We start from the raw sequence: 24,778 nt of genomic DNA on the forward strand, positions 1-24,778 counted from the left end.
TTAAGCCTGTCAGGTTTATATTTCTACATCCGCCTTTGAATTTTTCGTGATAATATTTTGCATATTTACCACGAATACTCTAAAGTTTCTTTTTTAATTTTTGCACTTCTGTGACATTCAAACCAGTTTTCAAAGCAATAGTTTCAATATCTAATATATCTAACAAACTTTTTGCAATTTCTAGCTTTTCTTCTTTTCTTCCAAGCCCATAACTAGATTCCCACATACTAGCTTGATAATGCAAATTTTCTTGATAAGCATCATAAGTTCTTTTATCTTCTGCATTTAGCTCTAATACATCAAGTGCTTTCTTTGCCTTTTTAATGCCTTTAGCTGTAAAAGAGTCTTTGATTTCAGCCGTTTTTAGAAAATAAATCCATTCATCTAAAGTATCTTTAGCAATTTTATTGAATTTATTGACTCTAATTACATAGTATTCCGGAAATACATTAAAAATTCTATTAAGATCATAATATTCTTTTTGATTTGTTTCTAGCTGCAATATTTTATTATCATGCACACCTTTAAAACTAGTTATTCCGCGATAGAAACACGATTATATTTTTCATTACTATGTTCCTTATTAGTTTCACTTTCTAATATTTGTATTATTTTTATATCATCTTTTAAGAGTTCACTTAAAAAACCTTCTAATATTTCAAAATTGGCTTTATTTGTTAATAATTTTTTAATAGCCCAGTCGAAACTTACTAATTCTCTTTCTGCCATAATTTTTTGTCTTTAAATTGTTGGGCTTCCTTTCGTCAGCCCAACCTACAAATAATTCCAAACCTCAATGCAAAACACCGGGCACAGATAATAAAAACACTGGAATTTTAGCATCAAAATGTTTTTGATCTTCAGCTATCATTTGATAGCTACCTTCCATAGTTCCAACTGGCGTTTTCAATACTGAACCACTGGTATATTGAAAGCTTTCACCGGGTTCTAAGTGTGGTTGTTCTCCAATTACTCCTGCACCACGTACTTCTTCAACCTTATTATCTCCATCAGTAATAATCCAATGTCGCGATAATAATTTTGCCGCCATTGTACCTGAATTGTATATAGTTATATGATAAGAAAAAGCATAGCGATCGTCTTTAGGAATGCTATGTTCTTCCATGTAAGTCGTTTTAACATCAATTTGTATATCGTAAGTATTCATAAAAATTTTTCTCCAATTTCACTACAAGCCCGCAATTCCAATAATCGCGCTTCTCCATCATAACTGATTTGCACTTCTACATCCGCCTTTGGTGTAAATGGTTTGCCCTTTTCTGACCATTCTATTAAGCAAATAGCTTGTTCATCCAAATAATCACGAATTCCTATATATTCTAATTCTTCAGGATCACCTAAACGATATAAGTCAAAATGGTAAATCATACGTTCAGCTACTGAATAATCTTCTACTAAGGTATAAGTTGGGCTTTTTACTTTGCCTGTATATCCTAAAGCTCGTAAAAACCCTCTGGTTAATGTAGTTTTACCTACACCTAAATCACCATTCAAATAGAAAATGCAGCCGCTATTACAAACACGCGCTAATCTGCCACCAAAATTTTCCATTTCTTCAGCACTGGAAATTATTTGCATAATATTGTATCCACTTAAATAAATCTGATGGCAACAAACCTCGTTCGCCATTTTCTTCAGCAGCACGATCTGCCGCTTGCGCATGAAGACATACTGCTAATTTAGCAGCTTCAAAATTAGAAAAACCTTGAGCTACTAAACCAACTATAATTCCTGTAAGAACATCACCCATTCCACCACAAGCCATACCGGGATTTCCAGCAGTACAAACACTAATTTCATCCTTATTTGCCACCAAAGTTCCAGCCCCTTTTAAAACACATACCCCAGCTAATTGCTCTGTTAAACGCCGTACCACTGTAAAACGATCTGTTACCATATTCTTTTTTAATAATCTAGCCGCTTCACCGGGATGTGGAGTGAAAATCGCATTGGCTAAATTCATTGGTTTTTGGGCTAATAAATTCAAGCCATCAGCATCAACAACTATTGGTTTTTCTATCGTTTTTAAGACATTTAATAAATTACGTCCCCAATCTGATTGACCTAATCCCGGACCAATAGCAATCGTATCTATTTGATCTAACAAAGATTCTAGTTCAGCCACAGTTTCTATACTATGACTCATAATTTCTGGGCGTGTAATACTTAATAAAGCCGCATGATTAGCGCGAGTAGCGACACTAACTTTACCAGCACCAACCCTTGCCGCTGCTTCTGCGGCTAAATGAGCGGCACCAATCATTCCATAATCACCACCAATTATCAGTACATGACCAAATTTACCTTTATGCGCAGTGCGAACACGTTTAGGATATAAACTAGCGTCATAAACAATACGATTAACGCTAGATTCTACCTTTTGATAAACCTCAGAAGGTACTTTTAAATCATCAAAATATATTTTGCCACAACAATCAGCAGCCAATCCAGTAAACAAACCTTGTTTAAAGCCAATAAAAGTCACACAAACATCAGCAGCTACCGCAACACCTAACGCATTACCAGTATCTGCATCAAGCCCAGATGGAATATCTATAGATAATACCGGGCAGGAACAATCATTAATACTATCAATAGCTTCACGCCATATTCCTGAAACTTGACGATCTAAACCAGTACCAAAAATAGCATCAACAATGACATCAGGATTTACAAGTGAATCTTGCACTTGCAAACCAACATTAATCATATATTGATAAGCAAGCAAAGCATCAGCTTTTAACTTATTGACATCACCTAATTGCAATACACTAACATCATAACCGGCTAAATGAGCTAATCGCGCTAACACATAACCATCACCAGCATTATTACCTATACCACAAACAACAGTAATACGACGCGCTTGCACCCAATGAGACTTTAAAACTTCAAACGCGGCACTACCAGCGCGTTCCATTAAACATAAGCCGGGAATATTATGATCTTCAATAGTAATACGATCAAGTTCTGCGACTTGAGCGGCAGTATATAAAACTTCTAAATGTTGCTTTTTCATGTTATTTTAATTGTCAGAAGAAAAATGAAAAACCACGTTTTAGTTCCATTTTTAGATGGTTTTAGCCGTGAAGAAACTGGTGAAAAAGGAATATTTAACGTTCAATTACAGGAAAAAATTAAAGATGCTTTTGAACTCATACCTTGGAATATAAATCTTAAAGCTATGTTTGAAGGAAAAGCTACATTTTATAAAGACGTTACGATGAAGCAGTGGAATGAATCCTATCCAATATTTCATATTAAAGACATGACTAAAGCTGATAGTTGTAATTAGAGTTTGTAGGTTGGGCTGACGAAAGAAAGCCCAACAATTCCAGATTCTAAAGTTTATCTTTTAATTTTTGTAGCTCTGTGACACTCAAACCAGTTTTCAAAGCAATGGTTTCAATATCTAACACATCTAACAAACTTTTTGCAATTTCTAGCTTTTCTTCTTCTCTGCCTTGCCTTTTTCCAACCCCATAACTAGATTCCCACATACTAGCTTGATAAGCATCATAAGTTCTTTTATCTTCTGCATTTAGTTCTAATACATCAAGTGCTTTCTTTGCCTTTTTAATGCCTTTAGCTGTAAAAGAGTCTTTGATTTCAGCCGTTTTTAAAAAATAAATCCATTCATCTAAAGTATCTTTAGCAAGAAGATTAAATCTATTGACTCTAATTAAATAATATTCAGGAAATACATTATAAATTCTATTAAGATCATAATATTCTTTTTGATTTCTTTCTAACTGCAATATTTTATTATCATGAATACCTTTAAAACTAGTTGTTCCACGATAAATATAATCTTCTCCTTCACCTATATCGAAATATAAAATACTAATAGAAATAACTTTAGGAATATTTCCATAAGCCTGCCCTTTATCTAAATGCTCTGCAATCACTTTACTCTAAGCCCATAATATTCGAGAAAAGAAATCTATTTCACGATCATATTGTATTTCAATAATAATAATACCATTTTTTTCGCTTTCTACTTTTAAATCAACACGATTATATTTTTCATTACTATGTTCCTTATTAGTTTCACTTTCTAAGATTTGTATTATTTTTATTTCATCTTTTAACAATTCACTTAAAAAACCTTCCAGTATGTCAAAATTGGCTTTATTTCTTAATAATTTTTTAATAGCCCAGTCGAAACTTACTAATTCTCTTTCTGCCATAATTTTTTGTCTTTAAATTGTTGGGCTTCCTTTCGTCAGCCCAACCTACATTCTTCAGTGCAAAACACCCGGCACAGATAATAAAAACACTGGAATTTTAGCATCAAAATGTTTTTGTCCATAGTTCCAACTGGCGTTTTCAATACTGAACCACTGGTATATTGAAAGCTTTCACCGGGTTCTAAGTGTGGTTGTTATCCAATTACTCCTGCACCACGTACTTCTCCATCATAACTGATTTGCACTTCTACATCCGGCTTTGGTATAAACGGTTTACCCTTTTCTGACCATTCTATTAAGCAAATAGCTTGTTGATCCAAATAATCACGAATTCCTATATATTCTAATTCTTCAGGATCACCTAAACGATATAAATCAAAATGGTAAACCATACGTTCAGCTACTAAATATATTTTGCCACAAACACCAGCATGTACCGCAACACTAACATCATAACCGGCTAAATGAGCCAATCGGGCTAACACATAACCATCACCAGTATAAAATTTTTAAATGTTGGTTTTTCATGTTATTAAATTGTCTGAATCAGGATTTACAGGATTTTAGAATTTACAGAAATGATTTATCATTGCCATGAATTATAAAGATTTAATTCTGTAAATTATGATTCAGACACACAATATTATAAATAATATAAATCTAACCATAAAAATAAAAAAAAACCAAAAAACCTTGACATTTTTCTCCATCAAGCATTCTATATTTTTTTCTATTGAAAACCCATTTTTTTTAACTCTTAAAGGAGAAACTTTATTGAAAAAATATACATTTATAAATGCTATGGTTTTATCTGCTGCATTAAGCGGCAATGTTTCGGCTGATTTAAATGATGGATTGGTGGCTTATTATCCGTTTAATGGTAATGCTGAGGATGAATCGGGGAATGGGAATCATGGAACTGTTAATGGCGCGACGCTGAGTGAGGATCGGTTTGGGAATCAGGAAAGTGCTTATAGTTTTGATGGAATAGATGATCTGAACCATTTTTAGGATCTATAGACGATCTCCGAATATACAACCGCGCCCTATCAGAATCAGAAATCCAACAACTTTATAAAGCTGAAGAAGAGGAACATGAAAAACCACCAATAGAAATTTCATCAAAAGTTAAAAGGAGTTTTAGTTCCATTTTTAGATGGTTTTAGCCGTGAAGAAACTGGTGAAAAAGGAATATTTAACGTTCAATTACAGGAAAAAATTAAAGATGCTTTTGAACTCATACCTTGGAATATAAATCTTAAAGGTATGTTTGAAGGAAAAGCTACATCTTATAAAGACGTTACGATGAAGCAGTGGAATGAATCCTATCCAATATTTCATATTAAAGATATGACTAAAGCTGATAGTTGTAATTAGCATTTGTAAGCCTTAAATGGTCGGTGATAACCGACCATTTAACTAAAACCCCACTTTCTATCAGAATAATATAAATTAATATTATGAAATTAAAGTTGGCAGATTTTTCTGGGTGCCTTAGTTACTATCTAAAAAAATATTGTCCAATTATTGAACAACATGGTTGTTCCTTTCTTTACCACCACGATGTCCAGCAGGTTTTTGATTCAATTCTTCCGTAGAAATGACACCATCTTGGTTAGTATCCATACGTGTAAACTTATCTACTAATGGAGCATTTTTTTCTAGGCTAGAAAGCATACCATCACCATCCAGATCAAGCCGTGAGAACATTCCTTCTGATCTGCCGCCATGTTTGTCAGCAGGTGGTTTACCAGCTTGAAATTCATCCAAACTCAGTGAACCGCTTCCATCTGTATCCAACTCAGCAAAACGTTTCGCGGCTCGCTCTTGATGTTCTAGTTCATGAGCAACTGTTATCTCTTCTTGTGTTAATAAACCATCAGTATTAGTATCAGCCGTTGTGAATTTTTGATCTAACACAGACTGAACTTCTTCGCCGGAAATTGAACCATCTTGATTTACATCAAATTGCTCCAGCAACCGGTTTGCCATATTGGGTTCAGCAATCGCGGTTCCCATGGTCAAACTTAAAACTACAGCACTTGATAACATTATTGTTTTCATCACAAAATCCTCTAATTTAATTTTCAATTTAAAGTATAGCAAGCAATTGTGGAGAAAATGTGGAGAAACTAAATTATCCTATAAATTTTTTATCTCATTCTTGTTAACCAGTGTCATAACTATTGTTTTAATGATTGTCATCATGAACTTTTATCTTCAGAAAAACTTCGTAGATTTTATGAACAAAATGGACATGAAAATACTCAATGAGCTTGATTATAGACTCAGTATAGAATATAAAACAGAGCAAAGCTGGGATAGATTAAGAAATAACCATTTTGTTTGGAGAGAATTGCTACATTCAATTCGTCACAAAAATAAAGATCATAGACCACCTCCACCTCCACCTCACGATTTTAGGCGAAAACCACCAAAAAGAGGTCCATTTCGGAAGTTTGCTCTGTTTGATGCACAAAAAAAAAGAGTTGTTGGTAATCCTGCTCCAATCAAACAGCATCAACTTCAAGCAATTATCGTCGAAGGAAAAATAACTGGATGGCTGGGAATGCACAAAAGAAAACATAGATCAAAACCTTGGGATATTGAGTTTTTAAAACAACAAACCGAGATATTCTATGTAATATCTGCAAGTATTGTCTTGATAACAACCTTGCTGGTATGGTGGTTATCAAGACAATTGTTAATTCCTATTCAACAACTAATTAAAGGTACACAAGCATTAACTTCCCGTCAATTTAAAACAAAAATTAAAATTAATTCCCATGATGAATTGGGACAATTAGCTGATGATTTTAATACAATGTCACAAACACTTGAAAAATTTGAAATAATGCGTCAACAATGGTTGACTGATATTTCACATGAACTAAGAACTCCTTTATCAATAATGCGTGGCGAAATTGAAGCAATGCAAGATGGTATTCGAGACTTCAATCATGAAGCTTTGAATCCACTACAAATTTTGCGAGAAAGCTTACAATTATATCATACTCAATTAGCACAACATAATATTTTAGTAGAAGAAAATTTGCAAGCAGATAGTATTTTACAAGCAAATGCAGATAAATTAAGGCAATTATATTCCAATATACTGGAAAATACATTACGATATGTAGATTCGCCCGGCAGCTTAAAAATTTTATCTGAACAGACAAAAACTCAGCTCTGCATCAACTTTATCGACTCAGGACCCGGGGTACCTAAAGAATCTATAGGACGCTTATTTGATCGACTTTATCGGGTAGAACAATCAAGAAATCGAGCCAAAGGTGGCAGCGGATTAGGTTTGGCTATTTGTAAAAATATCGTAGAAATACACGGTGGCAAAATTACAGCTACTAATGTATCATCAGGTGGACTTTGGATTAAAATCGTTTTTCCTTTAAAATAAAGACTATGAAAACTCAACATATTCTGATTGTAGAAGACGAAATCAAAATTGCTCAATTACTCCGTGATTATTTAGAAAAATCAAACTATACAGTTTCTTGTCTGAAACAAGGTGATAAAGTAGTGCCTTATGTCAAACAAACAGCACCGACATTAATCTTATTAGATATTATGCTACCAGAAATGGACGGAATAGCTGTTTGTAGTGAAATCAGGAAATTTTCAAATGTGCCTATAATCATGATCACGGCAAAAGTAGAAGAACTTGATCGACTATTGGGCTTAGAATTGGGAGCTGATGATTATATATGCAAACCCTTTAGCCCAAGAGAAGTGGTAGCACGTGTCAAAGCAGTGTTGCGAAGAATGCCTCCTAATCCTGTAGAACAAGAGAAAAAATTGCTGGTTGGAACCATTAGGCTAGATGAAAAAACCCATGAAGTGCATATTGCAGATCAGAAATTAAAATTTACACCTAGTGAATTTACCTTATTAAAATTCCTATTAGCGCGTCCGAACACCGTCTTATCCCGTCAAAAATTATTAAATATGATGCGAGATTCTGACTTTGAGGGCTATGAGCGTACCATTGATTCACATATCAAAAATCTGCGTAAAAAAATAGCAACTCAACTACCCAATAAAGAAGTTATCAGCACTATTTATGGTATTGGGTATAAATTGAATTATCCTTGGTAAGATTTGGTTGCATAGTCGGTGACAACCGACCATGTAATTAAAACCCCACTTTCTCTCAGCATAATATAAATTAATATGTTAATATAAATACTTCTAAGTTATTAATGGAGCAAACAAATGAACCAATTAAAAAAGTTTATAACTATAGTCTTAAGTTTATGGCTATTCCTGTACTCATATACAACTATGGCAAAACTGAGTAATGATTGTTTATACCGTGTCAGCAAAGTTCAAACTAATGATACATTAACAGTTCGCGTGGGTCCCGGTGCTAAATATAAAAAGGTTGGTTCTATTCCATCAAATGGAAATCATATTGAAATTGTTGGTTATGAAATTAAAGTTGGCAGATTTTTCTGGGTGCCTATTGAATATGATGGCATCAGAGGCTGGGTTAATAGTTACTATCTAAAAAAAGATTGTCCAATTATTGAACAATATGGTTGTTCCTTTCAAGTTGTCAATGTTGATTCCAATGACACATTATCAGTCAGAAATGGACCGGGAATTAGCTATAAAAAGATTTATAGACTCAGTTCAAACGCTACAGGCATAGAAGTAACTGGCAGATCAAAAAAAGTTGGCAGATCCCGTTGGTTTCCAATTAAATATAAATATGTTAAAGGCTGGGTAAATCGTCGTTATATCCAAGAACAAGATTGTTTGTAGTATAATATACAATTTGTTTTGAGGATAAATTAATGAATGCTGAAGCGGATCGTCATATTAGCCAATTAACTCGTAACACAATGGCTTTAGTTCTAGCTGGTGGGCGTGGCACACGTTTGAAAGATTTAACTCAGTGGCGAGCAAAACCAGCAGTACCTTTTGGTGGTAAATTTCGTATTATTGACTTTCCTTTATCCAATTGCATTAACTCTGGCATACGCAAAATATCAATAGTCACACAATATAAATCACATTCTTTGATTCGCCATATTCAAAGAGCTTGGAATTTTTCTCGCGGGATTTTATTTGGTGAATTTATTGAATTAATGCCAGCATCACAACAAAGTGAAAATTGGTATTCAGGAACAGCCGACGCTGTATATCAAAATCTCAATATAATTCGTGCTCATAAACCAGAATATATCCTAATTTTAGCTGGTGATCATATATATAAAATGGATTATGGTCCAATGATAGCAGCACATGTTGATAACAACGCTGATATGACCGTAGGTTGTTTAGAAGTTCCATTAGATATGGCAACCAGTTTTGGTGTAATGAGTATTGATGACAAAGATCAAGTTATACGTTTTGCAGAAAAACCTAGTCAACCAGAACCAACACCTAATGATCCAAGTCAAGCATTAGCATCAATGGGTATTTACGTTTTTAAAGCAGATTTTTTATATGATCAACTTAATATAGATGCAGAATCCACGCAGTCTAGCCATGACTTTGGTAAAGATATAATTCCATCTATTATCGATCAACATCAAGTATTTGCCTACCGTTTTCGCGACGTTCAAAAAGGAGAACAAGCTTATTGGCGTGATGTTGGTACATTGCAAGCATTTTGGGAAGCCAATATAGACTTAGTTTCTGTAAGCCCACAACTAAATGTTTATGACGAAGAATGGCCTATTTGGACTAATCAACTACAATTACCACCTGCAAAATTTATATTTGATGATGAAGAGAGACGAGGTATGGCTGTTGATTCTATCGTATCAGGAGGATGTATAATTTCAGGTGCTAAAGTCAAAAAATCCTTACTATTTTCTAATGTTAAAATAAATTCTTATTCATCTGTAACAGATAGCGTAATATTACCAAATGTAGAAATTGGTCGTAATTGCAAAATCAAAAAAGCTGTAATTGATAGAGGTAGTATCATTCCTCCTAATACCGTCATAGGAGAAAACTTAGAAGAAGACGCTAAACGTTTTTATGTTAATGAATCTGGAATTGTATTAGTTACACCAGACATGTTAGGGCAAAGATAAGGCTACTTGGTTCGGTGGGTTTCGCTGTCGTCGCTCTACCCACCCTACATTAAAATTCATTAACATCACATGTAGGGTGGGTAGAGCGACAGCGAAACCCACCGAACTAAACGTTTTTATGTTAATGAATCTGGAATTGTATTAGTTACTCCAGATATGTTAGGGCAAAGATAAGGCTACTTGGTTCGCCGAACTATTCTTTCAATAAAATTGTAGCCAATCCCAACAGAGTTCCAAATCCAATAACATCAGTAATAGTAGTTAAAGTAACACTAGCCGCAAGAGCTGGATCTATAGATAAACGTTTCAACAATACTGGAATTAATACCCCTGCAAAAGCTGCTACAAATAAATTAATAATTAACGCCGTTCCAATAATCAAACCCAATATAACATTATTAAACCAAATTATAGCTATAACAGCCACCACAATCGCCCAAATAATTCCATTTAATATAGCTACTGCTAATTCCTTTTTTAATAACCAAGGAATATTAGTATTACTAATTTGATTTAATGCCATACCACGAATCACAATCGTTAAAGTTTGACTGCCAGCAATACCACCCATACTAGCAACTATTGGCAATAAAACTGCTAAAGCTACCATTTGTTCTAAAGTTGCCTCAAATAAACCAATTACATAAGCGGCTAAAAAAGCTGTTATTAAATTCACACCTAACCATATCGCTCTATTACGAGTCGTCTTCAAGATTGGAGCAAACATATCATCCTCTTCATCTAAACCAGCACGCCCCATTAAATGATGATCAGCTTCAGCCCGTATTACATCTACTACATCATCAATCGTAATACGCCCAAGCAAAATACCCTGCTTATCAACTACAGGTGCAGACAATAAATCACGTTGTTCAAATAATAAAGCTACCTTATTATCTGATAAATCAGCTGCAATAGCCTCTATATTAGTGGACATAATTTGCTCAACTAAATATTTAGGGCTACTAGTTAATAAATCGGTTATAAATAATACCCCACTATAATGATTATTACTATCAACCACCATTAATAAATCAGTTCTATCAGGTAATTTATCAAAGCGGCGTAAATAACGTAGCACCATTTTTATAGTCATTTGAGTACGTACAATTAAAATATCGGTATTCATTAAACCACCGGCGGAGTTTTCAGGATAAAATAATACCTGTCTCAAGCGGCGATAATGTTCCAAATCTACTTCTTGTAAACAAGCTTCAACAACTTCATCCGGCAAATTTTGTAACATATCCACCGCATCATCAGTATCCATACTCTCAATTGCCCTTGCTAAAGTAGCAGCAGACATATCTTGTATTAATTCAAGCTGTACAGTATCATTCAAATAAGGCAATACTGCTTCTTGATCAACTAGTTTCCATAACTCAGCGCGTTGTTTACAAGGCAATGATTCTAAAGAATCAGCGATTTCAGACGGATGAAGTTCTGTGACTTGTTGTTCAATTTCGGTTGATAAACCCTTATCAACAGCATCATGTAAAGAATTTAAAGAATCATTAGTAGGCATAATTTTCTATACTATATTAAAATAAGACATTTAATAGAGATTATTATGATACTAGGATTAGGCATAGACATAGTTGACCAAATACGTATTCGTAAAGGCATAGAAAAACATGGTGAAAACTTCACCAACCGCCTATTCACTTCAAAAGAAATCACATATTGCCAAAAATATCGCGATCCAACAGAACGTTATGCAGGTAAATTTGCAGTTAAAGAAGCCTTTATGAAAGCAATAGGAACAGGATTAAGTCAACAAGTAACCTTTAAAGATATAGAAGTACTTAATAAAGACACTGGCGCACCCTATATAATTACACATGGCAAAACACAACAAATAGTCAAACAATTAACAGTCACCAAAGTGCATGTAAGCCTATCACATATTACAGAGATTGCAGCAGCAATAGTCATTTTAGAGAATTAACAATGAAAGTTCACCTAACAACATCTAATAGCACATACCAAATAAAAAACATTGATACAAACAGCGTCACAATTAATGACAAAAAATATTCAAATAGCATAATTATAATGCCAGAATATCTAACAGACTGGCAACCAACAAATGTTGACGACTTAAAAATAGCCCATTTTGAAACACTAGCTAAACTAGAAGTAGATATAATTATATTAGGAACAGGGCAAACAATACATTTCCCCAGCGCAGAATTACTAAGCCCTTTAATAGAAAAAAGTATTGGAATAGAAATTATGGATACAGCAGCCGCTTGTCGCACCTATACAATATTAATATCAGAAGGTAGAAAAGTCGCAGCGGGATTATTAATATGAATACTGCTGAATTAATTAAAATAATTAATGCCGGTGAAAATAGCCAAGTACAGTTTAAACAACAACTTAAAGCAAAACAAGCAGATGATATTGTTGCTGAATTAGTTGCTATGTCTAATTTTCAAGGCGGCAAAATTCTGATTGGTATTGAAGATAAAACCGGTAATATTATAGGACAAGATTTTGAATCCATAGAAAAAGCTAATAATTATCTATTCAATTGGGCAGCAAATAATATAAAACCCTCTATTAATATATTTACTGATACCGTCTCTATTGAGAATAAATTAATTTTAATTGTAACAATTCCCGCTGGAATTGAAAAACCATATTGTGATAAAAATATGGTCTATTGGATGAAATCAGCCGCTAACAAAAGACGTGTATCACCTGAAGAATTAAAACGTTTATATCAAAACGCTGGTAAATTATATGCTGAAAGGCAACCAATTGCAGACACTACTATTAATGATGTTGATCTAATCATATTTAGAGATTTCTTTCAAAAAAGATACAAAGAAGATTTTGAAACTGAAGAAATATCACGTTTAATGACAAATCTCAGACTTATGAAAGATGATAAACTAACTATAGCAGGAACCTTACTATTTGGCAGAAATGTAGAAATTTTATTGCCTGAACTTTATATTTCAATGGTTTCATTTTGGGATAATGAATTTATTACTAACGATTATAGAGATAGTGAAAATTTTACCGGTAATTTATTACAACAATATAAAAACACTCTTAGTTTTATAACTAGCATACTAAGAAAACATCAAGGCAATCAAAGTTTTAATAGCTTAGGAATACCAGAAATACCAAAAATTGTTTTTGAAGAACTACTAATTAATGCCTTAGTACATAGAGATTATTTTATTCATGACTCAATAAAATTATTTATATTTCCAAATAGAATTGAAATAAAAAGCCCGGGTAAATTACCAAACAGTCTTTCTGTTGAAGATATTAAACAAGGTATTCAACGCCGTTCCAGAAATATTGTTTTAACATCCTTTGTCAGTGATGTCTTACCATACAGAGGAATTGGTAGTGGTATTTTAAAATCACTTAAAGCATATCCTAATATAGAATTTGAAAATAATACCACCGCAGAATATTTTAAAGTTACAATTTATAGACCTAAAATTGATTAATAGTAAGGGTATTTAAGTGTTACATTATTTACAGATTGAAAATTTTGTCATTGTTGAACAATTGAAATTACAATTTAATAACGGATTGACAATCATCAGTGGCGAAACTGGAGCAGGTAAATCAATTGTTATTGACGCACTCAGTTTAGTGCTTGGAGAAAGAGCTTATAGTAATATGGTACGGCAAGGTTGTGAAACTGCACAAGTTAATGCCGTTTTTCATCTGCCATTAGCAGCGCAACAATGGTTAGAGCAACAAAATTTATCTCACGGAGAAGAATGTTTTGTACGACGAGTTGTCAATCATAACGGGCGTTCAAGAGCTTATATTAATGACCAACCAGTATCTATACAAACAGCGCGTAAATTAGGAGAATATTTAGTAGATATTCATGGTCAACATGTTCATCAATCCTTACTGAAGCCCGACATACAACGTGAATTAGTTGACGAACTAATGGACGATAAAACAATTTTACAACAAGTTAAAAATACTTATCAAGCTTGGAATAAACTAAAAACAGAATTAAAACATTTAGGTGGAGAAGATCGTGACGCAAAAATAAGCTTATTACGTTATCAAGTTCAAGAATTTGAAAACTTTGAAGTTACAACTCAAGCACTAGAAAAACTTGAAACAGAATTTCGTCGTTTAGTTAATGCACAAAAATTATTAGAAAATAGTCAAGACGCGCTAACATTACTTGATAATGACGAAGCAGGAGGATTAAATAAAGCCTTTAATTTATTAGAAGAAATGCAAGATGCAGATTCACAACTAACTAATATTGCTGCATTTTTAGAAAATGCAATCATTCACACTCAAGAAGCGATAGGTGAATTACGTACATATATACATAACTTAGATTTAGATGCAGAACGCTTACAAGATGTACAACAACAAATTAACCAACTACAAGACTTAGCACGCAAACACCGAGTTAGCTATGCAGAGTTGCCAAAATATGTAGAACAACTAAATAAACAACTAAATGAATTAGAAAATTATGAACAACGCGTTGTGAATTTAGAAGCTAAAATTGCAGAAAGCTTAGAAACCTATAAACAAATAAGCCAAATTTTACATAAACAACGAATAAAAACCGCAAACACATTATCAGAACAAATAACGAAAGAAATACAACAACTAGGAATGCCCGGCGGCAAATTAACGATCAAAGTAAAAACAGACCAACAAGCAGCACCATCTCCAACAGGCAGCGACAAAATAGAATTTTTAGTAAGCACCAACCCCGGCAATCCACCGAAACCACTACAACAAGTAGCATCAGGCGGCGAACTATCAAGAATAAGCTTAGCAATACAAGTAATTACCACAGAAAGCCGTGGAGTACCAATACTAGTATTTGACGAAGTTGACGTAGGAATAGGCGGTGGAGTTGCAGAAATAGTAGGGCAACTACTAAACAAACTAGGGCAACAACGCCAAGTATTATGTATTACCCACTTAGCACAAGTAGCAAGTCAAGGGCATCATCACTTACAAGTAAGCAAAAAAGTCTTACAACAAACCACATATGCAACTATAAAACAACTAGACTACCAACAACGCATTGAAGAAATAGCCCGAATGTTAGGAGGAATAGAAATCACCTCCCAAACCTTAGCACATGCACAAGAAATGTTAGAGCATGCTAGAGTGCAGTGAATTTTTAACAATGAAAAAATAATAATTATTATGCACCCAGCAATAGAACTATTTCGTGGCATAGCGGCATTGATGGTATTAACATACCACTATGCTTTTTTCTTGATGCCAGAATCAAAGACTCTAAATTTTTTAGGAACAGGTGTAGATTTATTTTTTGTAATTAGTGGATTTGTATTTGCGCCTATAATTTATTCTGGTAAGATAGCTATCAAACCTTACTTAATAAGGAGATTTTTTAGAATATATCCATTATATTTCTTTTCACTGTTATTATATTACGGATTTGCACCAGACGATCCACAAAAATTTGCATTTTTTATTGATCATTTATTTTTTCTGCAAACTACAAGCTCCATTCAAGAAGCAATGTTTTTTAATGGTGTAACATGGACTATTCCTATAGAAATAGAATTCTATTTATTAGTACCGTTTTTAGCATTTTTGACAGTGAGAAATATAAATACTATTTATATAGTACTGATATTAGCAATTGTATTAAAAACAATCCTAATTATGACTTCAACAGAAGTTTCAAATCCTAATCTATCAACAATTTTAAGCTTTCATTTACCCGGTTTTCTCATTGAATTTATGATTGGAGTTTTATTATTTAGTATTTATGATAAATATAAGCATCAAAAAATACCTAAAATAATTTATATTATAATAATTACATTTACTATCATTAGTTTATATTTTTTAATATTAGTACTTGATTTATACGGAGAAGGTAGTAAATTGTTGTTAACATCATATTTTCGTTTATGGTGTGCTATTAGTTATGCTATTCTGTTATTTCCATTTCTAATATATCTAAAGAAAGTTAATTCCTTTTTTTATTCTATATGTTTATTTATGGGAAATATAAGTTATGGAGTTTATTTATTTCATCTGTTACTTCCAAAAGTTTTAAATCACTTAAATTATAATTTAACTGGTTTTATAGGATATTTAACCTGTTTAATACTAACAGTTATTTTAGCCTTAATGACTTATTATTTAATTGAAAATCCTGCTCGTATCTTTGGTCGTAAATTATCTACTAAATTTTTATATTAATTTTATTACAATATGCCTTTCAGTCAAAGTTCCCAAATTTCAACCATAGTGCAATACATAGAACAACTCAATCCAGCATCCTTACTTGATGTAGGAGTTGGTATGGGGCAATATGGTTTTTTAGCACGTATTAATCTTGAAAATATCAATCTATTTGAAGTCAATGGTAGTGAAGGAAAACAACGCCCAAAAGCAGAATGGAGTGTGCGTATTGATGGCATTGAAGCATGTGATGTTTACCTTACGCCAGTTCACGACTACTGTTATCACAACATAATGATTGGTAATGCTTTAACAATATTACCTACTTTAGCTGATAATAGTTATGAACTAGTTTTAGCTATAGATATACTAGAACATTTTACCAAAACAGATGGATTAGAGTTTCTAGCACAACTAAAAAGAATTGCTAACAAAGCTGTTTTAATAAGCACCCCAAAAGAATTTATTCCACAACAAGTAGAAGCTAATCCTTACGAAAATCATCGTTCTTTTTGGCAAAAGAATGAATTAATAGAAAACGGTTTTTCGCAAATATTAGATAATGATATTAGTTGGGTTGCAATATCTAAGTTTTAAAGACAGAATGTAACCAACGTAGTGGCATAGTTAAACGCCATGAACGACTATTATATACTCTGGATAATTCAGCAGTTTGTCGCGTATTTCCAAATACGCTAAACTGATTTTGTAATTCCAAGCCATTAAGCATATAATAGCCCTCAACCGCTATTACAGTGGCTGGCAAAGTATAACTACGATAAGTATTTAATCCTAACACATGGCGACTATAATCTTGGAGGGCTAATTGAGAAACAAAACAATTCATTGCTTCTTTCTTGCGTTCCAACATATTAGTTATATCTAACAAAATATTAGGATGTAAAGGCACACCTATTTCATACATGCTCAAATTCACGTTTTCACCACAGCGGCGCACTGCTTCTACTGCACTAATAGCTAAAGCATAATGATCAGGGTGAATTTCCATCACAGATGGTGCATATACCAACGTTATTTGTTTTTCTTTAATATAATTAACTAACCGCTCAATCAAATTATCATTACATTCCAAAGTACGATCAGTAATACCCCAAAATTCTGGTGTACCATAGCCTAAAACTTGTGCCGCTGTACAACTTTCTTGTTGACGAGTCTCTATATATTTTATCTTACTATCAGTATTAGGATGTATAGTAGCCGCGCTGCCATCAGTGATAATTACAACTTGCACAGAATCATTCTGTGACACATGTTGCATTATAGCACCCGCACAACCAAAGACTTCATCATCTGGATGCGGAGCCAAAACTAAAACATTGCCCTTTGGTAAAGCAATTGTTGCTGTATAAGGGATAAATGAAGCTTCTTTCATTTGTTAATCCTACAAAAAATCAGTATCACCACTCATTAACCACCAATGCCCCTCAATTGCTTCTGGTGGCACTGCTTGACTCCAGATCGTATGAGGAATTATGATTTCTAAATCATGTTCTTCAACCTCTTGCTGAGGAAATGCTTTAGTAAAATTGGCTGTTATCCACACAATAACTGCTTTCATACCCCAAACACCTGCCATACGTCTAATTTGTTTAATAGTTTCTGGAAGATATTTTAAATCACCAATAAAATCCATAATTCTACAAGTTTCATTTTCTCGACGGATTACTATAACTGCTAGTGCTTGATTAGTAAAACGTCTGCTTATCAACAGAACCTCATATTGTTTATGTGGATGCAAAAAATAACGATGTTCTACATAATCCCAATCACGCACTCCGACTAACGCATCTTGCAAACTATCAGCCATATGATTCCATAATTTATTGATAATTTGTTTATTTTTTTGCTTATGCTTATGCTGTGGCTGTAAATGCCGAATACGTGTCCATAAATGAGATTTAGCAGCACTTGATTGCCAACGCAATTCTATCATCTTTCCCACAGGCGCATACAAACCTAAACGTTCTGCAATCTTCATAGCACGTTTATTAGGAAAACCGTAACCTAACCAAAACCGCGCACCATAGCCAACATAAGATTCTGGAAAAGTCGCTGCTGTTAAAAAAAAGGCACCACGCCGTGTTAACCTACCACGTTCTTTAGTAGATACCATCACATCAGCAATTTGTATTATTAACTTCAAACTTCCAAAATAATGGAGTTTACGTATTATTGCGCCATAGTGAGCAACCATTTTACCATCATCACGCCAAGCTACAGTTCCTAAACCACGCCCATTTCCATATTTCCATTCCCAAAGAACATCGCTCATTTTTTCGGGAGCAAAAACCTCATTAAATAATTCTCTTATAGCAGCTTTATCATTTTCTGTTACTGTAGTTATGCTCCAACGTGAAGATTTCATATTTGCACCCATTCACGTGGCAAACTCACAACACCAAGTTCTAAACTTTCTTGATGCACATCCAATTTAGTAGGATGATTAACTTCATCATAAATATGGATCGCATTTTCACACATTAAATAAACAGTAATCCAATATTCTCCTTTTAATAAGGCTAATTTTGAAAAAGTAAGCCTAACTTTGGCATTGCCTTGAGCATCACGTTTAATAATTAAACCATCATTTTTAGTGCCAGCACTAGTAATATGTCTTCCATCTGCACTAGATATTATTAATCCAAGGCTAGGTATTGGCAATTTTGGATCTGATGAATATCCAATAGTTAAATTTAATTCGCTTTTCAGACTGAAAACATCTATGCGATCTCTTGTAACACCATCAACACTGATCGTTATATTGGTTATTTGTGCAGTACCATCTGCTACTAATGTCTCTTTTTTGGAATTTGGTGCATCTCCTTGAGCCATAAATTGATTATACGCACTCACCACCGCACTTGGCGCACCATCCAGTTTCAGATGCCCTTTATCTAACCAAATCACACGATCACATATAGATTCAACCTGATACAGCGAATGCGAACAAAATAAAATAGTCTTTTTAGCTTGTTTAAATTGCATTATACGATCAAAAGATTTACGCGCAAATGCACCATCTCCAACTGATAAAGCCTCATCAATAATCAATATATCAGGATCAACACTAGTTGCCACCGCAAAAGCTAAACGCATAAACATACCAGAAGAATAAGTCTTAACCGGCTGCTCCATGAAATCTTCAATGTCAGCAAAAGCAACTATATCATCATATATAGCATCAATTTCACTCGATGACAAACCCATCATAGAACTATTTAAATAAACATTTTCGCGCCCAGTCATTTCAGGATGAAAACCGCCACCTAATTCTAATAAAGCCGCAACACGCCCTTTAACTTCACACAAATCCCCATCTGGTTGTAAAGTACCAGCAAGGATTTTCAATAAAGTACTTTTACCAGCCCCATTATTGCCAATAATACCCACAACTTGACTTTCTGAAACACTTAAATTCATGGGATGTAAAGCGGCAAAGGCTTGATGACGAGGGCGGCGGGTTAAAATTTCTAGCAACCTATCAATGCCGTGTGCATAATGAGTGTAGGTTTTACTTACATTTTGTAGATTAATTACTTGCATTGTTTATATTTCAAAGTTTTCATTCCAATAGAAAAACATGCTTGAGGATAATCTCCTATCTCAATTTTGCGAATATGATCATTTAAGGGTTTTTCTGGATAATGAATCGTTAATTTATCGGAACTATTTTGTGCCAAATCATAAATTTGATGATATACAATTTGAAAATTCCTATGATTTGTATAGGTTTGTTGTGCGCCCCATAATACTGGCATTAATAATATGACAAATAAAGAAGTTCTTCCCCACATAATTAACATCAACAAACTTAAAACCATTGGCACTAAATAAAGTCGCCCAACAAAATTCAGATGACTCATTAAGACATCATTTTGATAACTAAACATACCTAAATACATTATAGCTGATAACATCATCAATACAATCAATGCAGCTTTATTAATGAAACCTTTTAAAGCTAATAAAGAAACAAGCAACCATATAAAACCTAACAAACTCATACCATCACGTTTCATGGTTTGCCACCAGAAACTTTCAAAATAAGCTTGTAATGTTGGCAACAATTGTATTGTGGAAAAACCATGAATATCTTGTTCTGAGCCTAAAGGAATATAAGATAAACGTAAATACCAATAAATACCAGCTATTGTAACAATAATTAAGCACATCCTTGTGAATTGACGGAAATCTAGCTTAGTATTTAATACTAAAATAAATAAAAATGGTATTAATAACACACTTATTTCTTTACAAAAAAAAGATAAGCTTAATACTAAAGCAGCGATGATATATTGTTGTAATGAAATCAAAAAAATTCCAAGACTAATAAAAAATACTGTACTAACATCAAACATATTAGCAAACCAACTAGCACTAATAATAGCGGCACTAGAATATAAAAAGAAAATACTAAAAATCAGTTTTTGATAGTTTTTAATACCCCATTTATGTAATGCAGCCAATAGAAATAATAAGCTAGCTAACAACAACAATACATTTGTCCATCTTAATACCTTCCATGCTAACTCATAATTATTAATAGGCTCAATGATTAGTATAGCTAAAGAAATAGGCAAAGGACGATAAATATTTCCTAAGTCACTGCTAGTCCAAATAAATTTTATTTTTTCAAACAGAGTTTGCGGAGTAGAATAAAAGTATAATAAAAAATTAGTTTCATCCCATACATCTGCAATCATTAATTTATAATTAAGATAAATCCATAAAATAATGATTAGACTTAATAATATTGGGAATATTCTATTGAATGAAAGTTGATATTGCATTTTTTAAGCTGGGCAACCATAAAAGATTGCCCCTACATTTTACGCTACCTTATACTCTTCCATTTCATGGAAATTTAAATAACGATAATCCGATTCCGGCGTTATAGCCGCAACATTTTCCATATATTCATTTATGCTAGGTATTTTTCCAAGTTTACTAGCTACTGCCGCTAATTCGGCTGAAGCTAGATATACATTCGCATCTTTACCTAAGCGGTTAGGGAAGTTACGAGTTGATGTTGATATTACTGTTGCTCCATCTTTTACTCGTGCTTGATTGCCCATACAGAGTGAGCAGCCCGGCATTTCTGTACGCGCTCCCGCTTGCCCAAATGTTGAATATACCCCTTCTTCTATTAATTGCTTTTCATCCATACGTGTCGGTGGAGCTATCCAAAGAGTAGTTGGTACATTACCTGCCGCTTGTAATACCTTGCTAGCAGCGCGATAATGCCCTATATTTGTCATACAAGAACCGATAAATACTTCATCAATACTTGTTCCTGCCACTTCTGATAATGGCTTAACATCATCGGGATCATTTGGGCAAGCTAGTATCGGTTCTTTGATTTCATTTAGGTTTATTTCTATTATTGCTGCATATTCAGCATCAGCGTCTGGTTCTAATAATTCTGGATTTTCTAGCCATTTTTGCATAGCTTCGATACGACGCTCTAATGTACGTTCATCTCCATAGCCATTCGCTATCATCCAAGTTAATAAGGTGATATTGGAGTTTAGATATTCTATTATTGGCTCTTTATTTAAGCGCACAGTGCAACCATTCGCTGAGCGTTCGGCTGAGGCATCGGCTAACTCAAAAGCTTGTTCAACTTTTAAATCTGCTAAACCTTCAATTTCTAATACTCGCCCTGAGAAGATATTTTTCTTACCCTGTTTAGCTACTGTTAATAAACCTTGTTGAATTGCTACATAAGGAATTGCATTTACCAAATCGCGTAAAGTAATACCAGCTTGCATTTCACCAGTAAAACGAACCAGCACCGATTCTGGCATATCTAAAGGCATTACACCTAATGCCGCTGCAAATGCTACTAAACCACTACCCGCAGGAAAACTAATTCCTAATGGAAACCGCGTATGTGAATCGCCACCAGTTCCAACCGTATCTGGTAAAATCATACGATTTAACCATGAATGAATAATACCATCACCCGGGCGTAACGAAACACCACCACGTGTACGAATAAAATCTGGTAAATTGTGTTGCAATGTTATATCAACAGGTTTTGGATAAGCCGCTGTATGACAAAAACTTTGCATTACCAAATCAGCAGAAAAGCCCAAACACGCCAACTCTTTTAACTCATCACGTGTCATTGCACCAGTCGTATCTTGTGAACCTACAGTAGTTATTTTAGGTTCACAATAACTACCCGGGCGTACACCATCAACGCCACAAGCCTTACCAACAATTTTTTGAGCTAAAGTAAAACCCTTATCACTCTCTGTAGCCGCTGACGGGCGAATAAACACATTGTTTGAAGAACTACTAGCCTTATCAGTTAAACTACGCCCAATTATTAAAGGAATACGCCCACCAGCTCGAATTTCATCAGGCATAGTAATTGGGCGCAAATCAAAACTACTAACTTGTTCACCATTGTCATTAACTATACGCCCCTCATAAGGATAAATAGTGATAACATCGCCAGTATTTAACTTAGAAACATCACACTCTATCGGCAAAGCCCCAGAATCTTCAGCAGTATTAAAGAAAATTGGCGCAATATTACCACCTAAAATTACCCCACCTTGACGCTTATTTGGAATATAAGGAATATCATTACCCAGATGCCATAATACTGAATTTATTGCAGATTTACGTGAAGATCCAGTACCAACCACATCACCAACATAAGCTAAAGGATGCCCCTTTTGCTTCAAACTAGCAATAGTGTCTAAAGCATCAGGCATTTTACTAACCAACATCGCCTTAGCATGTAAAGGAATATCAGGGCGACTCCAAGCCTCAGACGCTGGAGACAAATCATCAGTATTAGTCTCACCCGGCACCTTAAAAACCGTAACCGTAATACACTCAGCCAAAGCAGGCTTACTAGTAAACCACTCTGCCTCAGCCCAAGAATTCAATACCTTTTGCGCCCATTCATTAGTTGATGCTTTTGCTACTACATCATGATAAGCATCAAACATCAACAAAGTATGCGACAAAGCCTTCGCGGCAATTTCTGCCAAATTCGCATCATCAAGCAAATCAATCAGCGGCTCAATATTATAACCACCCAACATAGTACCCAATAATTCAGTAGCATATGCAGGTAAAATTAAAGCCGAACTAGTTTTATTTTTAGCAACATCAGCCAAAAACCCAGCCTTAACATAAGCCGCCTGATCAACACCCGGAGGAACTCTATGGATTAATAAATCCAGCAACTCCTGAGTAGGTGAAGTTTTTAATGATTCAATTAATGCCGCTACTTGCTCAGCATCCAAAGCTAATGGAGGTAAACCCAGATTAGCGCGTTCTTCTACGTGTTGTTTATATTTATTTAGCATTAGTTATTTAACTGGTATTAACCTATCCCCAAATGGTGTATGTACAACTCTCATACCCGGAGGTACGTCTTCTTCTTTTATTACTTTTCTCTTAAACTTACTTTTTTTCGGTTTTTCTGTTTCTGTAGTTGCCGCCGCTGTTTGAGGCTGAGATGTTGACGCAGCTACAATCTTATCTCGTTCTAAGCTTAGTAAGGCAGTTCTGCCTTCGTCTTGTTGGTTACAGATTACTCCTTTTTTTGGATTTGATTTGCGACATGGCGCATCTTCTGGATATTCTATCACTATTTCACGTGGTTCAACTTGTAGTAGGTAGTATCCTTCATAGCCTTTGATTTCAGTCACAACATTATCTTCAAAATATAGAACAAATTGTTTGTTATTAGGTGCCTTTAATACTACCGCTCTTCTACTACCAATACGACTAGTTCCTTGTAATACAAAATCTCTTTGTCTTTTTAGTCGTCGTTTTTTGACACGCTTTTTAACAGCTTTACGAGCTTTTTTAATATAATTATATGAAGCTGAACCCGTAGTACCTTTAGCCAACTTTTTCAGTTCTGATTTTTTCAGTGCGGTTGGTAGTATTTTTGATTCAATTGGAAAAACTTGTTTGAATGGATTAGCTAATTTTTTTGATGACCTTAATTTTTTTATTAGATCTTCCAGTTTTTTATGGGGGATGTATTTTGGTCTTGATTTAGTAGTTCTTTTAGAGCTACTTGGTCTTACATTTGTTGTTGGTTTACTTATTGTTGGTTTTGAATACCTTCTACTTTCTGATTTGGCTTTACCACGATCAGGATTAAATAAATCAAAACCATAAGTTATATTGCTGGTTAATGTAAATATTAACCCTAAAATTATTTGTAATTTCATATAAATTATAAGATTTTATCATGCCTCATAAAAAAAGGCGATATCCCTTTTCAGGAATACCGCCCTTTCTACTACTTAGGCTATT

The 24,778-nt window shown here is 34.1% G+C and carries 26 protein-coding genes and 2 pseudogenes; 12 read left to right on the plus strand and 16 right to left on the minus strand.

Annotated elements, in window-relative coordinates; all coding sequences use genetic code 11:
* Nucleotides 1-79 precede the first annotated feature (79 nt).
* The 5 genes from BHU68_RS07815 to BHU68_RS07835 form a co-directional block, all read right to left on the minus strand.
* Nucleotides 80-502, minus strand: coding sequence for a hypothetical protein (locus BHU68_RS07815; protein ID WP_069472994.1), 423 nt, complete (start codon nt 500-502; stop codon nt 80-82).
* Between the two features lie 32 nt (nt 503-534).
* Complete coding sequence (locus BHU68_RS17620; protein ID WP_069472009.1) at nt 535-729, minus strand: PD-(D/E)XK nuclease family transposase; 195 nt, start codon at nt 727-729, stop codon at nt 535-537.
* Between the two features lie 64 nt (nt 730-793).
* On the minus strand, nt 794-1,168 hold the full coding sequence (gene apaG / locus BHU68_RS07825) for a Co2+/Mg2+ efflux protein ApaG (RefSeq protein ID WP_069472010.1): 375 nt from the start codon (nt 1,166-1,168) through the stop codon (nt 794-796).
* Nucleotides 1,165-1,599, minus strand: a complete 435-nt coding sequence (gene tsaE, locus BHU68_RS07830) for a tRNA (adenosine(37)-N6)-threonylcarbamoyltransferase complex ATPase subunit type 1 TsaE (RefSeq protein WP_069472011.1) — start codon at nt 1,597-1,599, stop codon at nt 1,165-1,167. The genes apaG and tsaE (BHU68_RS07830) overlap by 4 nt, the downstream gene beginning before the upstream one ends.
* Nucleotides 1,577-3,040, minus strand: coding sequence for an NAD(P)H-hydrate dehydratase (locus BHU68_RS07835; RefSeq protein WP_069472012.1), 1,464 nt, complete (start codon nt 3,038-3,040; stop codon nt 1,577-1,579). Before BHU68_RS07835 ends, tsaE (BHU68_RS07830) begins: the two co-directional genes overlap by 23 nt.
* A 24-nt stretch (nt 3,041-3,064) precedes the next feature.
* Here BHU68_RS07835 and BHU68_RS07840 point away from each other — a divergent pair, with 24 nt between their 5' ends.
* On the plus strand, nt 3,065-3,316 hold the full coding sequence (locus tag BHU68_RS07840) for a hypothetical protein (protein ID WP_069472993.1): 252 nt from the start codon (nt 3,065-3,067) through the stop codon (nt 3,314-3,316).
* 46 nt (nt 3,317-3,362) lie between these two features.
* On the opposite strand, the pseudogene BHU68_RS07845 reads toward BHU68_RS07840, so the two are convergent.
* The 3 genes and pseudogenes from BHU68_RS07845 to tsaE (BHU68_RS07850) all read right to left on the minus strand — a co-directional run bounded on the left by BHU68_RS07845 (nt 3,363) and on the right by tsaE (BHU68_RS07850) (nt 4,696).
* Nucleotides 3,363-4,211, minus strand: a pseudogene (locus BHU68_RS07845) (Rpn family recombination-promoting nuclease/putative transposase).
* A gap of 35 nt (nt 4,212-4,246) precedes the next feature.
* Nucleotides 4,247-4,366, minus strand: a pseudogene (locus tag BHU68_RS18045) (hypothetical protein); the annotation flags it as partial.
* A 39-nt stretch (nt 4,367-4,405) separates the two neighbouring features.
* Nucleotides 4,406-4,696 carry a tRNA (adenosine(37)-N6)-threonylcarbamoyltransferase complex ATPase subunit type 1 TsaE gene (gene tsaE / locus BHU68_RS07850; RefSeq protein WP_069472014.1) on the minus strand — a complete coding sequence of 97 codons (291 nt, stop codon included), beginning with the start codon at nt 4,694-4,696 and terminating at the stop codon, nt 4,406-4,408.
* Nucleotides 4,697-4,985: 289 nt separating this feature from the next.
* On the opposite strand from tsaE (BHU68_RS07850), the gene BHU68_RS16900 reads away from it, so the two are divergent.
* Nucleotides 4,986-5,222 (plus strand): hypothetical protein, encoded by a 237-nt coding sequence (locus tag BHU68_RS16900; protein ID WP_141699533.1) that lies wholly within the window; start codon nt 4,986-4,988, stop codon nt 5,220-5,222.
* A 513-nt stretch (nt 5,223-5,735) separates the two neighbouring features.
* Here the strand turns inward: BHU68_RS16900 and BHU68_RS07860 are convergent.
* Nucleotides 5,736-6,275: an EF-hand domain-containing protein gene (locus BHU68_RS07860; protein WP_069472016.1), complete on the minus strand. Its 540-nt coding sequence runs from the start codon at nt 6,273-6,275 to the stop codon at nt 5,736-5,738.
* 178 nt (nt 6,276-6,453) lie between these two features.
* Here BHU68_RS07860 and BHU68_RS07865 point away from each other — a divergent pair, with 178 nt between their 5' ends.
* The 4 genes from BHU68_RS07865 to glgC all read left to right on the plus strand — a co-directional run bounded on the left by BHU68_RS07865 (nt 6,454) and on the right by glgC (nt 10,276).
* Nucleotides 6,454-7,626 carry an ATP-binding protein gene (locus BHU68_RS07865; protein ID WP_171900392.1) on the plus strand — a complete coding sequence of 391 codons (1,173 nt, stop codon included), beginning with the start codon at nt 6,454-6,456 and terminating at the stop codon, nt 7,624-7,626.
* A gap of 5 nt (nt 7,627-7,631) precedes the next feature.
* Entirely contained in the window at nt 7,632-8,324 is a 693-nt protein-coding gene (locus BHU68_RS07870) for a response regulator (protein ID WP_069472018.1), read from the plus strand.
* A gap of 117 nt (nt 8,325-8,441) precedes the next feature.
* On the plus strand, nt 8,442-8,993 hold the full coding sequence (locus tag BHU68_RS07875; protein ID WP_083235014.1) for an SH3 domain-containing protein: 552 nt from the start codon (nt 8,442-8,444) through the stop codon (nt 8,991-8,993).
* 32 nt (nt 8,994-9,025) lie between these two features.
* Nucleotides 9,026-10,276: a glucose-1-phosphate adenylyltransferase gene (gene glgC / locus BHU68_RS07880; protein WP_069472020.1), complete on the plus strand. Its 1,251-nt coding sequence runs from the start codon at nt 9,026-9,028 to the stop codon at nt 10,274-10,276.
* Between the two features lie 193 nt (nt 10,277-10,469).
* Here glgC and mgtE read toward each other — a convergent pair whose 3' ends face one another.
* The gene (gene mgtE, locus BHU68_RS07885; protein ID WP_069472021.1) at nt 10,470-11,801 is read right to left on the minus strand and encodes a magnesium transporter; all 1,332 of its coding nucleotides are present in this window, start codon (nt 11,799-11,801) and stop codon (nt 10,470-10,472) included.
* A 45-nt stretch (nt 11,802-11,846) separates the two neighbouring features.
* Between mgtE and acpS the strand changes: the two genes are divergently transcribed.
* Genes acpS through BHU68_RS07915 form a run of 6 tightly spaced genes read left to right on the plus strand, consistent with a single transcriptional unit; the run spans nt 11,847 to nt 17,059 of the window.
* Entirely contained in the window at nt 11,847-12,224 is a 378-nt protein-coding gene (gene acpS / locus BHU68_RS07890) for a holo-ACP synthase (RefSeq protein WP_069472022.1), read from the plus strand.
* 2 nt (nt 12,225-12,226) lie between these two features.
* Nucleotides 12,227-12,592, plus strand: a complete 366-nt coding sequence (locus BHU68_RS07895; RefSeq protein ID WP_069472023.1) for an Mth938-like domain-containing protein — start codon at nt 12,227-12,229, stop codon at nt 12,590-12,592.
* A complete protein-coding gene (locus BHU68_RS07900; RefSeq protein WP_069472024.1) occupies nt 12,589-13,749 on the plus strand; it encodes an RNA-binding domain-containing protein in 1,161 nt (386 codons plus the stop codon). Before BHU68_RS07895 ends, BHU68_RS07900 begins: the two co-directional genes overlap by 4 nt.
* A 16-nt stretch (nt 13,750-13,765) precedes the next feature.
* A complete protein-coding gene (recN, locus tag BHU68_RS07905) occupies nt 13,766-15,418 on the plus strand; it encodes a DNA repair protein RecN (RefSeq protein ID WP_069472025.1) in 1,653 nt (550 codons plus the stop codon).
* Between the two features lie 30 nt (nt 15,419-15,448).
* Nucleotides 15,449-16,480: an acyltransferase family protein gene (locus BHU68_RS07910; protein ID WP_069472026.1), complete on the plus strand. Its 1,032-nt coding sequence runs from the start codon at nt 15,449-15,451 to the stop codon at nt 16,478-16,480.
* Between the two features lie 48 nt (nt 16,481-16,528).
* The gene (locus tag BHU68_RS07915) at nt 16,529-17,059 is read left to right on the plus strand and encodes a hypothetical protein (RefSeq protein WP_141699534.1); all 531 of its coding nucleotides are present in this window, start codon (nt 16,529-16,531) and stop codon (nt 17,057-17,059) included.
* Here the strand turns inward: BHU68_RS07915 and BHU68_RS07920 are convergent.
* From BHU68_RS07920 to BHU68_RS07945, 6 genes are read right to left on the minus strand one after another with little or no spacing between them, the layout of a single operon-like run.
* Nucleotides 17,049-17,855, minus strand: a complete 807-nt coding sequence (locus tag BHU68_RS07920; RefSeq protein ID WP_069472028.1) for a PIG-L deacetylase family protein — start codon at nt 17,853-17,855, stop codon at nt 17,049-17,051. The two genes, BHU68_RS07915 and BHU68_RS07920, sit on opposite strands and share 11 nt — an antisense overlap.
* A gap of 9 nt (nt 17,856-17,864) precedes the next feature.
* Nucleotides 17,865-18,848, minus strand: a complete 984-nt coding sequence (locus tag BHU68_RS07925; RefSeq protein WP_171899474.1) for a GNAT family N-acetyltransferase — start codon at nt 18,846-18,848, stop codon at nt 17,865-17,867.
* On the minus strand, nt 18,845-20,026 hold the full coding sequence (locus tag BHU68_RS07930) for an ABC transporter ATP-binding protein (protein ID WP_069472030.1): 1,182 nt from the start codon (nt 20,024-20,026) through the stop codon (nt 18,845-18,847). The genes BHU68_RS07925 and BHU68_RS07930 overlap by 4 nt, the downstream gene beginning before the upstream one ends.
* Nucleotides 20,017-21,273, minus strand: a complete 1,257-nt coding sequence (locus tag BHU68_RS07935) for a hypothetical protein (protein WP_069472031.1) — start codon at nt 21,271-21,273, stop codon at nt 20,017-20,019. The genes BHU68_RS07930 and BHU68_RS07935 overlap by 10 nt, the downstream gene beginning before the upstream one ends.
* A gap of 39 nt (nt 21,274-21,312) precedes the next feature.
* On the minus strand, nt 21,313-23,814 hold the full coding sequence (gene acnB, locus BHU68_RS07940; RefSeq protein WP_069472032.1) for a bifunctional aconitate hydratase 2/2-methylisocitrate dehydratase: 2,502 nt from the start codon (nt 23,812-23,814) through the stop codon (nt 21,313-21,315).
* A 3-nt stretch (nt 23,815-23,817) separates the two neighbouring features.
* A complete protein-coding gene (locus BHU68_RS07945; RefSeq protein ID WP_069472033.1) occupies nt 23,818-24,693 on the minus strand; it encodes a hypothetical protein in 876 nt (291 codons plus the stop codon).
* Between the last annotated feature and the right edge of the window lie 85 nt (nt 24,694-24,778).

The organism is Candidatus Marithrix sp. Canyon 246, assembly GCF_001723685.1.
Taxonomy (GTDB): domain Bacteria; phylum Pseudomonadota; class Gammaproteobacteria; order Beggiatoales; family Beggiatoaceae; genus Marithrix.

Bases quoted from the DNA above. Each gene is read 5' to 3' on its own strand.
- BHU68_RS17620 (WP_069472009.1), bottom strand. From the start codon at position 729: ATGGCAGAAAGAGAATTAGTAAGTTTCGACTGGGCTATTAAAAAATTA.
- apaG (WP_069472010.1), bottom strand. From the start codon at position 1,168: ATGAATACTTACGATATACAAATTGATGTTAAAACGACTTACATGGAA.
- tsaE (WP_069472011.1), bottom strand. From the start codon at position 1,599: ATGCAAATAATTTCCAGTGCTGAAGAAATGGAAAATTTTGGTGGCAGA.
- BHU68_RS07835 (WP_069472012.1), bottom strand. From the start codon at position 3,040: ATGAAAAAGCAACATTTAGAAGTTTTATATACTGCCGCTCAAGTCGCA.
- BHU68_RS07840 (WP_069472993.1), top strand. From the start codon at position 3,065: ATGAAAAACCACGTTTTAGTTCCATTTTTAGATGGTTTTAGCCGTGAA.
- BHU68_RS07860 (WP_069472016.1), bottom strand. From the start codon at position 6,275: ATGAAAACAATAATGTTATCAAGTGCTGTAGTTTTAAGTTTGACCATG.
- BHU68_RS07865 (WP_171900392.1), top strand. From the start codon at position 6,454: ATGAACAAAATGGACATGAAAATACTCAATGAGCTTGATTATAGACTC.
- BHU68_RS07870 (WP_069472018.1), top strand. From the start codon at position 7,632: ATGAAAACTCAACATATTCTGATTGTAGAAGACGAAATCAAAATTGCT.
- BHU68_RS07875 (WP_083235014.1), top strand. From the start codon at position 8,442: ATGAACCAATTAAAAAAGTTTATAACTATAGTCTTAAGTTTATGGCTA.
- glgC (WP_069472020.1), top strand. From the start codon at position 9,026: ATGAATGCTGAAGCGGATCGTCATATTAGCCAATTAACTCGTAACACA.
- mgtE (WP_069472021.1), bottom strand. From the start codon at position 11,801: ATGCCTACTAATGATTCTTTAAATTCTTTACATGATGCTGTTGATAAG.
- acpS (WP_069472022.1), top strand. From the start codon at position 11,847: ATGATACTAGGATTAGGCATAGACATAGTTGACCAAATACGTATTCGT.
- BHU68_RS07895 (WP_069472023.1), top strand. From the start codon at position 12,227: ATGAAAGTTCACCTAACAACATCTAATAGCACATACCAAATAAAAAAC.
- BHU68_RS07900 (WP_069472024.1), top strand. From the start codon at position 12,589: ATGAATACTGCTGAATTAATTAAAATAATTAATGCCGGTGAAAATAGC.
- BHU68_RS07910 (WP_069472026.1), top strand. From the start codon at position 15,449: ATGCACCCAGCAATAGAACTATTTCGTGGCATAGCGGCATTGATGGTA.
- BHU68_RS07920 (WP_069472028.1), bottom strand. From the start codon at position 17,855: ATGAAAGAAGCTTCATTTATCCCTTATACAGCAACAATTGCTTTACCA.
- BHU68_RS07925 (WP_171899474.1), bottom strand. From the start codon at position 18,848: ATGAAATCTTCACGTTGGAGCATAACTACAGTAACAGAAAATGATAAA.
- BHU68_RS07930 (WP_069472030.1), bottom strand. From the start codon at position 20,026: ATGCAAGTAATTAATCTACAAAATGTAAGTAAAACCTACACTCATTAT.
- BHU68_RS07935 (WP_069472031.1), bottom strand. From the start codon at position 21,273: ATGCAATATCAACTTTCATTCAATAGAATATTCCCAATATTATTAAGT.
- acnB (WP_069472032.1), bottom strand. From the start codon at position 23,814: ATGCTAAATAAATATAAACAACACGTAGAAGAACGCGCTAATCTGGGT.
- BHU68_RS07945 (WP_069472033.1), bottom strand. From the start codon at position 24,693: ATGAAATTACAAATAATTTTAGGGTTAATATTTACATTAACCAGCAAT.